The 13415-nt window shown below is 33.3% G+C and carries 16 protein-coding genes; 6 read left to right on the top strand and 10 right to left on the bottom strand.

The genetic code is table 11. The annotated features are described in order from the left end of the window. Positions 1 to 12: 12 nt before the first annotated feature. Both egtD and RM542_RS05575 read left to right on the top strand, forming a co-directional pair. Positions 13 to 975 (top strand): L-histidine N(alpha)-methyltransferase, encoded by a 963-nt coding sequence (egtD, locus tag RM542_RS05580; RefSeq protein WP_311384726.1) that lies wholly within the window; start codon positions 13 to 15, stop codon positions 973 to 975. A 2-nt stretch (positions 976 to 977) separates the two neighbouring features. Next, the gene (locus tag RM542_RS05575; protein WP_311384725.1) at positions 978 to 1259 is read left to right on the top strand and encodes a DUF427 domain-containing protein; all 282 of its coding nucleotides are present in this window, start codon (positions 978 to 980) and stop codon (positions 1257 to 1259) included. A 25-nt stretch (positions 1260 to 1284) separates the two neighbouring features. Here the strand turns inward: RM542_RS05575 and RM542_RS05570 are convergent, their stop codons facing one another. Both RM542_RS05570 and RM542_RS05565 read right to left on the bottom strand, forming a co-directional pair. Further along, on the bottom strand, positions 1285 to 1581 hold the full coding sequence (locus RM542_RS05570; RefSeq protein ID WP_311384724.1) for an isoamylase early set domain-containing protein: 297 nt from the start codon (positions 1579 to 1581) through the stop codon (positions 1285 to 1287). 154 nt (positions 1582 to 1735) lie between these two features. Continuing rightward, entirely contained in the window at positions 1736 to 2821 is a 1086-nt protein-coding gene (locus RM542_RS05565; protein WP_311384723.1) for an aminotransferase class V-fold PLP-dependent enzyme, read from the bottom strand. A 61-nt stretch (positions 2822 to 2882) separates the two neighbouring features. Between RM542_RS05565 and RM542_RS05560 the strand changes: the two genes are divergently transcribed. Further along, the gene (locus RM542_RS05560) at positions 2883 to 3269 is read left to right on the top strand and encodes a 2TM domain-containing protein (protein ID WP_311384722.1); all 387 of its coding nucleotides are present in this window, start codon (positions 2883 to 2885) and stop codon (positions 3267 to 3269) included. Further along, the gene (locus RM542_RS05555) at positions 3266 to 3763 is read left to right on the top strand and encodes a dihydrofolate reductase (RefSeq protein WP_311384721.1); all 498 of its coding nucleotides are present in this window, start codon (positions 3266 to 3268) and stop codon (positions 3761 to 3763) included. The genes RM542_RS05560 and RM542_RS05555 overlap by 4 nt, the downstream gene beginning before the upstream one ends. Here RM542_RS05555 and murI read toward each other — a convergent pair. The 8 genes from murI to RM542_RS05515 form a co-directional block, all read right to left on the bottom strand. After that, on the bottom strand, positions 3760 to 4542 hold the full coding sequence (murI, locus tag RM542_RS05550; protein WP_311384720.1) for a glutamate racemase: 783 nt from the start codon (positions 4540 to 4542) through the stop codon (positions 3760 to 3762). The two genes, RM542_RS05555 and murI, sit on opposite strands and share 4 nt — an antisense overlap. Positions 4543 to 4612: 70 nt before the next feature. After that, a complete protein-coding gene (locus RM542_RS05545) occupies positions 4613 to 5122 on the bottom strand; it encodes an OmpH family outer membrane protein (RefSeq protein WP_311384719.1) in 510 nt (169 codons plus the stop codon). 53 nt (positions 5123 to 5175) lie between these two features. Next, on the bottom strand, positions 5176 to 6003 hold the full coding sequence (locus tag RM542_RS05540; protein ID WP_311384718.1) for an OmpH family outer membrane protein: 828 nt from the start codon (positions 6001 to 6003) through the stop codon (positions 5176 to 5178). 104 nt (positions 6004 to 6107) lie between these two features. Further along, the gene (locus RM542_RS05535; RefSeq protein ID WP_311384717.1) at positions 6108 to 8780 is read right to left on the bottom strand and encodes a POTRA domain-containing protein; all 2673 of its coding nucleotides are present in this window, start codon (positions 8778 to 8780) and stop codon (positions 6108 to 6110) included. Beyond that, complete coding sequence (locus tag RM542_RS05530; RefSeq protein ID WP_311384716.1) at positions 8752 to 9492, bottom strand: isoprenyl transferase; 741 nt, start codon at positions 9490 to 9492, stop codon at positions 8752 to 8754. Before RM542_RS05530 ends, RM542_RS05535 begins: the two co-directional genes overlap by 29 nt. 2 nt (positions 9493 to 9494) lie before the next feature. Continuing rightward, on the bottom strand, positions 9495 to 10178 hold the full coding sequence (locus RM542_RS05525) for a DUF6089 family protein (RefSeq protein ID WP_311384715.1): 684 nt from the start codon (positions 10176 to 10178) through the stop codon (positions 9495 to 9497). A 109-nt stretch (positions 10179 to 10287) separates the two neighbouring features. Continuing rightward, a complete protein-coding gene (locus RM542_RS05520) occupies positions 10288 to 11169 on the bottom strand; it encodes an NAD kinase (protein WP_311384714.1) in 882 nt (293 codons plus the stop codon). A gap of 2 nt (positions 11170 to 11171) precedes the next feature. Then, positions 11172 to 11828, bottom strand: a complete 657-nt coding sequence (locus RM542_RS05515; protein WP_311384713.1) for a CBS domain-containing protein — start codon at positions 11826 to 11828, stop codon at positions 11172 to 11174. 90 nt (positions 11829 to 11918) lie between these two features. Here RM542_RS05515 and RM542_RS05510 point away from each other — a divergent pair, with 90 nt between their 5' ends. Together RM542_RS05510 and RM542_RS05505 are read left to right on the top strand one after the other, a co-directional pair. Next, positions 11919 to 12635 carry a pyridoxine 5'-phosphate synthase gene (locus tag RM542_RS05510; RefSeq protein ID WP_311384712.1) on the top strand — a complete coding sequence of 239 codons (717 nt, stop codon included), beginning with the start codon at positions 11919 to 11921 and terminating at the stop codon, positions 12633 to 12635. Then, positions 12635 to 13402, top strand: a complete 768-nt coding sequence (locus RM542_RS05505; RefSeq protein WP_311384711.1) for an alpha/beta fold hydrolase — start codon at positions 12635 to 12637, stop codon at positions 13400 to 13402. Before RM542_RS05510 ends, RM542_RS05505 begins: the two co-directional genes overlap by 1 nt. Positions 13403 to 13415: the final 13 nt, after the last annotated feature.

Genomic DNA, 13415 nt, shown 5'->3' with positions numbered 1-13415 from the left:
GACAGATTAAGTATGCAAGAAAAAACAAAACCTTTAATAAACACTACATTTAAAAAAGAGGTTTATGAAGGCTTGACAGCATTTCCTAAATTTTTATCATCTAAATATTTCTATGATGAAGTTGGTGATAAGCTTTTTCAAGATATTATGGCTATGCCAGAATACTATTTAACCAATACAGAATTTGATATTCTATCGGAACATAAAGATAAAATCACTTCATTATTTGGAAATGACTTTAGCCTTTTTGAATTAGGTGCGGGTGATGGAAAAAAAACTAAAATATTACTCGAACATCTTTCCAAAAATAACATTGACTTTGATTACAGACCAATAGACATCAGTCAAAATGCACTGGAACAATTAAAGAAATCGGTAAATGCAGAATTGCCTAATGTTGTCATAAATACGCTTCAAGGCACCTATTTCGAAACACTTAAAAATATTGATGAAAATAGTACTAAAAGAAAAATAATTCTTTTTTTAGGTTCTAATATTGGTAATCTTTTGCATCCTCAAGCAATAGATTTTTTACAAAAAATTCATGCCATTTTAGACAAAGAAGACTTGGTTTTTATGGGTTTTGATCAAAAGAAGAATCCACAAACTATTTTAGATGCGTACAACGATAAAACCGGAATTACAGAGGCTTTTAATAAGAACATCTTAACCCGTATTAATGCAGAGATGGGTGGTAATTTTAATCTAGAAAATTTCACACATTGGGAAGTTTATGATCCGGAATCTGGCACTGCTAAGAGTTATTTAGTATCAAAAGTAAAACAAGAAGTAGTTATTGAAGCATTAGAATTACAACTACATTTTGACGCTTGGGAAACTATTCACACTGAAATTTCTCAAAAGTATGACGACAAAGTTGTAACATGGTTATCAGAGCAAGCCAATCTAAAAATTATTGCTCAGTTTGCTGATAATGAAAACCTATATAAAAACTACATTTTTAAAAAAGCATAGCTATGAAAGCAATCTGGAACAATACGGTAATTGCAGAAAGTAAGGATACTGTGGTTATTGAAAACAACCACTATTTTCCCGCTGATAGTATTAAAAAGGAATATTTTATTGGCAGTGAAACCAAAACTAACTGTCCTTGGAAAGGTGTTGCCTCGTATTACACATTAAATGTGAAGGGAAAAGAAAATAAAGATGCAGCCTGGTTTTACCCAGAAACTAGTGAGTTAGCTCGTTCGATTAAAAGCTATGTAGCTTTTTGGAAAGGGGTAACCATTGAAGAATAGAAATTCCTCAATGGTTTAATTACTTTTAAACTTCTAAAACCGCGTTTTCAGTGCCTGCGTAATCATTCCATTGGTAACGATCAGCTTCACTTTCATTAATATAGTTACTATCAACTATATAACGAAACTCATACGTGTTCTCTTTTGGAAGTTCAAACGTTCCTTTGAAAGTTCCGTTTTTTAATTTTTTAAGTGTGCTTCCTTTTGGATTCCAGTTATTGAAATCTCCAACAACAGCAACTTTTTTTGCTTCTTCAGCTGGTACAGTAAAAGTTACTTTACAAACAGGTTTACTTTTTAGGTATTGCTTTTTGATTGCCATAGCTAACTAATTTTCATGATTAAATTCATGACAAAGCAATATATAAAAGCATTAGAAGTCAATAGGTTAGATACGATTTATCAATTTGACAAAAAAAACTTAATGTAATGTTGACTTTGCAATAAAATACTTTGAATTTGTCCTTTAATTTAAATTAGTTGGCATTTTTAAGAATTTCTGCAATTGCTTTAATTTCATTTATGGTATTGTAAAAATGGAAACTAATTCGGATTCCGTCACCTCGCTGTGCACAAATCACATTTTCTTGCGTTAGTTTAGTAAACACCTCTTGACTTGCTTTAATATTAAAAATAGTACTATGTTGTTCTCGATTGACGACATTTTTTTCTAAAAGACCTAATTCGGTAAAAATTTCTTTAGCAGTAGTAGCTAATTCTTTCATTTTTAAATCAACGGTATTCATACCTATTCCAGATAAAAAATTAAGACCAAATTCAAGACTTCCAAAGTTTAAAGAGTCTAAATGGCCTGGCTCCAGTCGCTTACAAAAAGTTCGTTTATGACCTTGCTCAACCACATTTCTTCCTGAACCATAGCCATTGGAAACTAAAGAAAATCTGTGCATAACCTTTTCGTCAATTAGTAAAAGCCCATTACCAAAACCTGCTAAAAGCCATTTATAGGCGCTTGCCCCTATAATATCTAATGCTGACGAACTAAAATCAAAATTTGAAGTGCCTAAAAACTGAGTTCCATCAGCTATTATCATCAGTTCTGGAAAACTCGATTTTAATTTAGTTAAAAATTCCAAATCTATTTTTACGCCATTCAACCATTGAACCATACTTAATGCTAATACAGTAATTGATTCTTTTTTGACCTTATTGAAGATTTGTTCTTCGACATCGTGCGTAATATCAACAAACTGAATATCAAAACCTCTACTTTCAAAAGGCCAATTAAGCGAAGGGTAGTCGCCTTTTAAGAGTAATATTTTTTCATTTTTATCAAGTCCTTCTAAAAGCATATTTAACCCGATTGTAAAACTTGGTACTAAGGCGACATTATCTGAAGGGCAATTAAAAAACTCACCGACGACCTTTCTAGTTTGAGAGTGCAATTTGTTAGAGTTCATCTTCATCATACTCCCACCTATCAGGTAATCTAAATCATGCTCTTGACGCCATTCTAACAAATCTTCTGATAAAAGACCAGTAGCTGCGGTATTGGCATAAATATACTGTTGCAGTACAGGGAATTTTTTTCTTATTTTTTCCATATTAAAGTGTTCTTCTCAATCTGTTATCTTTGTTGTTAAAGATAGTAACGAACTAATTAAGATGTTTTTTAAAAATAAAGAAAAGAGCAAGGTGGCTATTGAGCAACATGAGTTGCTTGAAAATGCACAAAACCGCGTTAAACAAAAGAAACGTCTATTTTCTCACTTTGTTATTTTTTTAATCGGTAGCGTTTTTTTGATTTTAATCAATAAAATTTTAAAATTTCAAGAACAATATGATTGGTTTATTTGGGCCATTACAGCCTGGGCTTTTTTATTTATTATTCACGCTTTTAATGTGTTTGTTACTCATCAATTCATGGGAAAAGATTGGGAAAGAAAACAACGCGAAAAATTAGTATTAAAACAAAAAGAAAGAATCGCTGAACTACAAAAAGAAATAGAAACCGATTTTCCAATTTCTCAAATCAATAAAAAAAAAGAGTGAGTGAGATTATAATAATCGCAGCCGCGGCAGAAAATAACGCTTTAGGTATTAATAATGATTTACCTTGGCATTTACCTGATGATTTTAAACGTTTTAAAACCTTAACAACTGGTCATAAAATTATAATGGGCAGAAAAACGCTTGAAAGTTTCCCGAGACCACTACCTAATAGAGAACATATAGCAATAACTAGATCTAAGAGCTATTGTCCAAAATTCCCTTGCACCTTGGTTCATACTATTGCGGATGCGATTGAACTAGTTAAAAATGATGAAAAATCTTTTATCATTGGAGGTGGAGAAATTTATCGCCAATCCCTCACTTATGCAACAAGAATAGAATTGACTAGAGTGCACACCGAAGTTGAAGCAGATACTTTTTTTCCTGAAATAGATTTAAGTATTTGGCACCTGGTTAAAGAAGAACACCATTCTAAGGATGCAAAACATGAATACGATTTTAGTTATTTAACGTATGTCAGAAAATCAGTTTAAAAATTGAGTTTAGAAACTTCATATTGACCAAGCCCTAAAAAGTCTTTTAAAATTATGGTATCTCCATTGGTATAAAACTTATGCCGTACTAAACTATCAGTTTCTTGATTTAATAAATCATTTGTTTTAAGAATATTCCTTGTTTGTTTAGCTACTGCAGTACCAGAATCAATAATATTAATATGCTTAGGAAGTAATTCTTTTAATAATGGAACTAAATACGGGTAATGGGTACAGCCCAATACCAAGCAATCTATATTTGCCGCTAACATTGGCTGCAGGTAAGATTGTAACAAGGTTCTCATTTTCGAAGATGTAACTTGACCAGCCTCAATCAATTCAACGAGACCTTTTCCCTCCTTCTCTATGATTTCAATGCCCTCGGTGTATAGTTTTGATGTATTGTGGAATAAAGCACTAGATAAAGTGCCTTTGGTTGCTAAAACTCCGACTTTTTTTGTCTTTGTTTTTAATACTGCTGGTTTTATTGCTGGTTCAATACCAATAAAAGGAACATTATAATTTTCTCTAAGATATTGAATAGCGTTAGTTGTTGCCGTATTACAAGCAACAACAATTAGCTTGCATTGTTTACTTAATAAAAGCTCTGTGTTTTTAATAGACAATTTAAGAATTTCATCTTTTGATTTATTTCCATAGGGTGCATTTTGACTATCAGCGAGATACAAAGTACTTTCTTGAGGCAATAATGTCTTTATTTCTTTCCAGATTGAAGTGCCACCAAGACCAGAATCAAAAACACCTATAGAATTCTTCATTTTCAAATATAAAAAAACCGCAGTAGGCCAAAATTACCAACTGCGGTTTAATTGTTCTTAACTTGTTTAGTTAGAAGCCTAACTCTACTTTTACCTCTGGCAAAAGATCTTTACCTCTAGCTACGATTAACCCTCCTCCTTGAGAGGCATCAATAACATAATCAAAACCTTGTGCTGCTGCCACTTTTTCAATAGCTGCTTTTGCACGGTCTGATATAGGAGCAAAAAGTTGTGCTTGCTTATTCTGCATATCTTTCATTGCCTCTTGTTCTACACCTTCTATATTTTTTTGAATCTCTTGAAGCTCTAAAGCTCTTTTCTCGTTCTCTTCTCTAGATTTAGCAGTAGATTCATTTTGGTACAAAGTGGCTTTATTCTGAAATTCAGTCATAGCACCTTGTATATCTGCTCTATAGGTTTCTTGTAATTGCTTTAACTCTGCTTGAGCAGCAATCATCTCTGGCATTTGTTGTAATAGCTCACTGACATTAATATGTGCCACTTTGCTTTGTGCGTTTACAAAACTTGTAACTGCTACAAACAGTAACATCGCAACAACAATCTTCTTTACATTTTTCATAATTCTAAGTAACTTTAATTTTGAGTGTTAAATTTTTAGTGTCTAGTTTTTATTTATTGATTTATTGTATCCTTAACAGTCTCTTCTCGTTCCGATTGTTTGGCTTTTCTTTTAGCCTCACGCTCTTCAAGCAATTTCTTTCTTCTATCTTCATAAGCCTTTTTACGTTCTTCACGTAATTTTAATTGTTCGGCTTTTCTATCAGCGGCAGCCTTGGCTCTTGATTCCTTGTCAGTACTTGCTTTTTCTTGTCTTTCTCTTAAAGCATCACTGATTTCTTTGTTATCTTCAGCTTCAGCCTCTTGGAAGTCTTTTAATTTATTTGCTAGCTTTTTATCTTTATTTGACTTGCTTATTTTTCGCGTTCTTCCTATTTCCCTTAAAATCAAGTCACTAATGTCGTGTCTTTTTTCGGAGTACAACATTACGACATCTGCTGATTTATCAAAAATAAAATCATATTTTTTATTTTTTCCGATTTTTTGCACCTCAACAAAAACTTGATCCTGAATAGGCTGAATTAATAGTCTCTTTTGCAAAACCAAATCACCCTGTGGACCAAAACGGTCTTGTTGATAATTCAATACTTCAGTTTCTAAAATCTGAATCTCTTCTTCTCGTTCGGCAATTAACTCATCAGTTAAAAGCACTTTTTCGGCCATTAAATCTTTTTTCATTTGCTCAACTGTACTCAATTTGAGTTCAATTTCTTGCTTCCATTTATTAGCTTTAATGTTTAGCTGATCAGTTGCTTCACGATACTCTTCTACATTTTCTAAAATGAATTCCATATCAACATATCCGATTCTAACTCCTCGCTGAGCGAAAGAGAATAGAGAACATAATAAAATGGTAATTACTATAAGCGCTTTTGTCTTCATTTTTAATTCCGCTAATTACATAGAAAATATCGTGCCAAAATACATAAATAACTTATAATGAATACATTAAATTATTTAAATACTGCAGGATATTCCAATTATGATTAAAATTGCTGACCAATAATGAAGTGGGTTTGCCATCCGCTAGGTCCGTTACCTATTGATTGTGGTCTAAGGTCTTCATCGAAGCCGTAACCGAAGTCAATTCCTAAAAGTCCAAAAGCTGGCATAAAAATACGTAGCCCCACTCCAGCTGATCTCTTTAACTGAAACGGATTATATTCGTTAAAATTGTTGAAAGCGTTACCTGCTTCTAAAAAAGCAAGACCATATATGGAAGCTGATGGCTTAAGAGTCAATGGATAGCGAAGTTCCATTGAGAATTTATTATAAATAACACCACCATCTTGTTGTTGTTGACCGCTAATTGCATTTGTCACAAAAGGCGTTAAAGAGCTATTTTCATAACCTCGAAGTTGAACAACATCTCTGCCGTCTAGTGTAAAATTACCTAGACCATCACCACCAACAAAGAAACGTTCAAAAGGCACATCTCCAATGTCTTGGTTATAATTACCTAAAAAGCCAAACTCAGCATTTGTTCTTAAAACAAGCTTATCTATTAAAGTAGTATACCAATCTCCTTTAAATTTGACCTTATAATATTCCAACCACTTAAATCGCTCTTCTTCTAAATCTTCAATATCAGCTTGTAATTCTTGAAACTCTTGTTGTTCTTGAATGGTAGATGGGTTTTGACCAATTTCAAAAAGCCGTTCACTTTTTTCATCTATACTATTACTTATTGCTTTGAAGTCTTTACCAGAAAACAGCGAATAAGGCGGTGTGAATTTTGCCGTGATTTCAAAGTTAGAACCAGACATAGGGAATATCCTACTTGGACCTTGTGAACTTCTTGAAAGACCTACGGTATACGTAACCGCATTAGACCTTCCATTACCAAAATTAAAAAGTCCAATATTATAATCATTGAATTCATAAAGCTGGTACCCTAGTGAATGCGAGATAGTAAAGAAATCATCAGGCCACTGCACACGTTTTGCTAAACCTGCAGACACGCCTGTGATAGCAAAACCTCTATCCTTATCTACTTGAATTTGACCTTGGTTGCTAAAGTTTGACGCAAACTGTTGTGTTCTTGAAAATGAAAGATTAAACCTTACAGGCTTTCTACCACCTAACCATGGTTCAGAAAAATTTAAACTATAAACTCTAAAGGTTCTACTTGCTTGCAATCGTAGAGCAAATGTTTGTCCATCACCCATAGGTACAGGCTTGTAGGACTCTCCTTTAAAAATATTTTGAATTGAAAAATTATTAAAAGATAAGCCCAGAGTACCGATGAAGCCACCGCCACCATAGCCACCTTGTAACTCTATTTGACTGGATCCAGCCTCAACTAAACTATAGTTGATATCAACGGTCCCAGAATTAGGGTCCGGATTTAAAACATCTGGCGCAATTTGTTCCGCATCAAAAAACCCTAGCTGACCAAGTTCTCTAATACTTCGAATAATATTATCCTTACTATATTTTTGACCAGGTTTCGTTCTGAGCTCTCGAAAAATTACATGATCGTTGGTTTTATCATTACCAGTAACAGTAACATGATCTAAAAAGGTTTCTTTACCTTCAATTATTCTAATTTCAAAATCAATAGTATCATTTACAGCAGATACTTCTACTGGATTGATACTTGAAAATAAATAACCATTGTTTTGGTATAAATTAGTTAAATCTTGAGCATCGGGCTTACTATCGTCAGCAATTTGTTTTTTAAGCAAAACTCCATTGTAAGTATCCCCTTTTCTAATACCTAATACCCGAGTCAATATTTGGTCATTATAAACTGAATTACCGACAAAATTGATATCGCCAAAGTAGTACTTATCACCTTCTTCTACCTTTATTTTAAGCGCGATATTATTTTCATTGATTTTCACAAACGTATCGGACAAAACCCTGGCGTCACGATATCCCTTTTCTGCATAAGCATCTACCAAGGCAGATAAATCTTCTCTAAAATCATCCTCTATATATTTTGACTTTTTCCAAAAACGATAGAATTTTTTCTGCTTTGTATTTTTTAATGCTTTTTTTAGTCTTTTAGCGGCTAACTTATCATTACCTTCAAATACAATATCACTAATTTTTACTTTGTCACCTTTTTTAACATTGATGACCATACTTTCTGAGTTGGTTCCAGAAGTGTCTTTGGCGGTAGCAATGGTAGTTTTTGCATTTAAATAACCTTGTTTCTTGTACTTATTTTCTAGGTACCCTTTCGTGTTTGCTATAAGACTTTCAGTTATTTTCTTTCCTTTTTTAAGGTCAGTATCGTCAATTATAGCTTGAATTTTTCTCTTTTTTATACCATAAATAGTAACTTTTGATAAAGTTGGACGTTCTAGTATATTAAGTTCTAAAAACACCTTACCATCTTCAATCTTGGTCTGATACATTGCCACATCAGAAAACAATTCAAGTCCCCAAAGCTTTTTAATAACTGCACTGATTTCTTCACCGGGTACGGTAATTTCTTGACCTATTCTAAGACCAGTATAGGTTTTAACTGTCTGCTCGTTATAACTTTGCAGACCTGTTACTTCTATACCACCCAAAATATATTTTTGCCCCGATTCAAGGGAGGTTTCCTGTGCTAGGTTTACCTGGCTTATTAAAAAAAGTAGAAGTAATAGTTTGTATGAAGTAATTCTTTTTAACCCCTTAATTGAGTTGTTCGCTAGTTTTTCCAAATCGTCGTTCTCTATTCTGGTAATTGATTATTGCATCCACCAAATGTTGCTCACTAAAATCGGGCCAAAATACGTCAATAAAATATAATTCGGCATATGCTATTTGCCAAAGTAAAAAATTGCTTATTCTATGCTCCCCACTTGTTCTAATAAGTAAGTCTACATCTGGCAGGTCATGCGTGTAAAGATGAGTATTTATAATGGCTTCATCAATATCTTCAGGTGAAATTATATTATTTTTAACTTTGATACTTATCTCTTTTATGGCTAATTTTAGTTCTTCCCTTGAACCATAACTTAAGGCTAAAGTCAGCGTCATACCAGTATTTTCCGAAGTCTTTTTTATTACTTCTTCCAATTCCTGAGCTGCTTTTTTTGGTAAAGAATCAATATTACCTATAGCGTTTAACCTGATGTTGTTTTTGTTAAAAGTTTTAAGTTCTTTACGCAATGAAGAAACTAAAATTCGCATTAAAGTCTGCACTTCTAGTTTAGGTCTATTCCAATTTTCGGTTGAAAAAGCATATAAAGTAAGGTACTCTATATTTAGTTTGGTACAACTTTCAACAGCAGAACGCACGGCTTCAACACCATGTTCATGACCAAAAACTCTTAATTTGCCACGCTGTTTAGCCCATCGACCATTACCATCCATTATCATGGCAATATGTCTCGGTAATTTTGCTATGTCAATTTCGGTAAAATGATTCATTGTCACTCAAAACAGTCTTGACATGGTTTACGTCCAAAGGTATATGTTAAGGTTATACCTGAGAATACGTACCAGTCGTCACTAAAAATATTACCAAATCTAAACGGTTCAAAATTAGAACCTTCAGGGTTACTGGCATCCAAATTATCAGTAAAGGTATATCTAGCACCTATTTCAGCCCCTAAGATCAACACTTGACTTAAACGATATTTGGCTCCGACTGTCATCGGAATCGCGAAACTACCATCTTTTTGGTTAATATCCTGCACTTGTAGTGCATCAATGTAGTTAAAATCATATCTAAAATAAGTGAGACCAGTATATAGATATGGAGTAAAGGCCGGACCAAGCTTATGTAAATTGTATTCTACAAAATTGAATTCAATACCTAAAGAATATTCTAAAATTGAATTCTCTACCTTATAACCTCTTTGAGCTCTAGATGGCATACTGCTTTTAGTATCATCAGCTGTGAAGTCACCTTTAAAGATACTAGCACGAAAGGCGTAGCGTTTACTCTTATTCCATTTGAAAAGTGCTCCATACGCAGGGCCCGACGGTAAAATAAAGCTAGTTCTACCTACGTCACCAATATTATTAGTACCACCGGCAAATAAACCAATTTCATAGGTTTGAGCATTCAAAGTGCACATTGTGAGCAAAAAAGCTACAATACATAATCTCATAAATAAAGCTTACCAATATAACGTTTACAATGTGCTAAATAAGCAACATCGTCATATTATGTTCTCATTGTAAAACAGTATTTACCCCTATTTATTGTTTAAAAAATGGTCAATTGCGCCTGTCTTGACCCCAAAGTAATTTATTACGCAATGTTTTAAGAAAGCTCTCTGATTTATACTCAATCATTTTAACAGTAAACGCTGATTTTTGAATAATGATTTCCTTACCATTCGGTATCGTCGCTATTCTTGAATCTAATGAAACCATGTGGGTTTCTTCTCGCCCTGACACTCTTAGCCTAATTTTAGTATCATCAGCAATAACAAAAGGACGTGCATTCAAATTATGAGGTGCAATCGGAGTTAATACCAATGATTTGGTTGTTGGGGCAATTACTGGTCCTCCGCAACTTAAGGAATATCCTGTAGATCCTGTGGGAGTGGAAACAATGAGTCCATCGGCCCAATAAGAGGTAAGATACTCGTCATTAAGGTAAGTTTCAACAGTAATCATCGAAGTAGTATCTTTTCTACTAACCGTTATTTCGTTCAATGCAAAGTTAAGCTCACCAAAATGCTTCACATCACTATCCATACAAATCTCTACCAAACTTCGCTCTTCAATAATATAGGCACCGGCCACAAATTCGGTTACTACTTTTCTAACATCTTCTTTTTTAAAAGTTGATAAAAAACCTAACCTGCCTGTGTTTACACCGACCATTGGAATACCATAATCCTTGACATAAGTGACAGCGCGCAACATTGTACCATCACCACCAAAACTCACAAACATGTCAAAAGAAGAATCTAGACCTATTGCAACGGAAAAAGTATCATAACTTTTAATATCACTTGTCTGAATCAAGAATTTAAGAAAACCTTCCTCTATAAAAATATTGGAAGAAAATTTTTCTAACTCTTCAATTAATTCGAAAACACATAGAATATCATGGTCTTGAAAAGATTGACCGTAAATGGCAACCTTCATAGCTATACGTTTAAATATTTATCTAGATAATCTGAACGCTGTTTTAGATCATCCATAAATTGATCGTCATTATTATCAAATAAAATAGTGTAATTATATCTTCTAAAAGTTTGAATAACTTCATTTAGGTTCGCAGCATTTATTTTAATGGTAACCTGTACAATATCATTGAAACTTTCTGTAATAAAAGCTCCAAGTATTTTGTTATTATTACTTTCTACTATTTGTGAAATCTCACTAAAGGAATAATCTTTAATTCCTTTAGACACCACTATAATACCTCCGGGTTCAGTAAAAAAAGGTGTCCCTATAAAAAGAGCTACGATATCATTTAAATCATAATACCCAACTACTTTTCTATCGTCATTCAAAACCGGCAGTATGTTTGCTTCATTTCTAGAAAATTTTTCTAAAACATCTAACCAAGAAGTTTCAGAGGTAACAAAAAAAGATTCAAGCTCATAACGTAAACTTTCTATTTTTTTCCGCGCTTCAAAACAGTCATGATCATTTTCAGAAAGCAAACCAATAAAGACTCCTTTTTCTACAACAGCTGCGTGTGAAAAGGTCGTTTCTTCAAAAAACAACAAGGGCTTTTTTAAGGTCTCAGAGACTTCAAACGTTGGTAATGTCTTTAAAATAAGATTCTGAATCTGCATAGCTATTATTTCGGTTGCAAAATACGAATTTATATAAGGCAAAACGCGTGCCTAATTTGTATTTTTGTTATTCTTTGCTTAAAATAAACTATGACTAAACTAAGTGTCAATATTAACAAATTAGCCACTTTACGAAACTCTAGAGGCGGTAACGTACCAAATTTGATAAAGGCAACTAAAGATATTGAATCGTTTGGAGCTCAAGGCATAACTATTCATCCTAGACCAGACGAAAGACATATAAAGTACCAAGATGCTAGAGATTTAAAAGCTATTGTTACCACTGAATTTAATATTGAAGGAAATCCTATTCAAAAATTTATTGATTTGGTTCTTGAGGTTAAACCTACTCAGGTGACTTTAGTGCCAGATGCGGAAGATGCTATTACTTCAAATGCTGGATGGGACACTGTTAAACATAAAGACTTTTTAAAGGATGTAATTACAACTTTTAATAAAGAAGGAATTAGAACATCCATATTTGTTGATCCAGATATAAAAATGGTGAAAGGTGCTGCCGAAACTGGTGCGCATAGAATTGAGCTTTACACTGAAAGTTTTGCCCACCAGTACGCACAAGGAAATAAAAGTGCTATTCATAACTTTACAAAAGCGGCATTAATGGCTGAAAAAGTTGAACTTGGTATTAATGCAGGTCATGATTTAAGTTTAGAGAATATCAAATTTTTCAAAGAACAAATCCCTAATCTTTTAGAGGTTTCTATTGGCCATGCGTTAATTTGCGAATCACTTTATTTGGGGCTTGAAAATGTTATTCCTATGTATTTACAAAGACTTACATTGTAATGATTTTACATTCAAAAATAATCGGAGCTGGCAAACCGCTACTCATTCTTCATGGTTTTTTAGGGATGTCTGACAATTGGAAAAGTCTAGGAAATCAGTTCTCAGCAAATGGTTTTCAAGTTCATTTGATTGATCAACGCAATCATGGCAAAAGCTTTCATTCAGAAGATTTTGACTACGAATACTTATCGGAAGATATCTTGCAATACATCAAGGATAAGGAAATTGAAAAAAGTATTGTAATTGGGCACTCCATGGGCGGAAAAACTGCTATGCAATTTGCATGTTCACATCCAAGCAAAGTTGAAAAGCTTATCATAGCTGATATCGCTCCTAAATATTACCCTCCTCATCATCAAGAAATAATTTGTGGTCTCTTACAATTGAACTTCGCCGAGATTACTACTAGAACTCAAGCAGATAAAGAACTAAGTCAATATTTAACTGACTTTGGTATTCGCCAATTCTTATTAAAAAATTTGTATTGGGTCCAAAAAGGTAAACTTGCTTTTCGTTTCAATCTCCGAGTTCTTAAAAACAAAATGGAGGAGATTGGTGAGAATATTAGTTCAATTGACACTTATTTGGGAGAGACCTTATTTTTAAGAGGTGATAGATCAGAATACATCCTTAATAATGATTTTGACACTATCAAAAGACACTTTCCAAATGCGACAATTGATACCATCTCAAATGCAGGTCACTGGCTGCATGCAGAAAACCCAAAAGAATTTTTTAACAAGACCATCACATTCTTAAATCGTTAAAAATTATGTGATT

It is taken from the genome of Croceitalea sp. P059, assembly GCF_031846365.1.
Taxonomy (GTDB): Bacteria; Bacteroidota; Bacteroidia; order Flavobacteriales; family Flavobacteriaceae; genus Croceitalea; species Croceitalea vernalis.
Note: the sequence above shows the minus strand (reverse complement) of the source record. Positions and strands in the feature narration are given on the sequence as shown.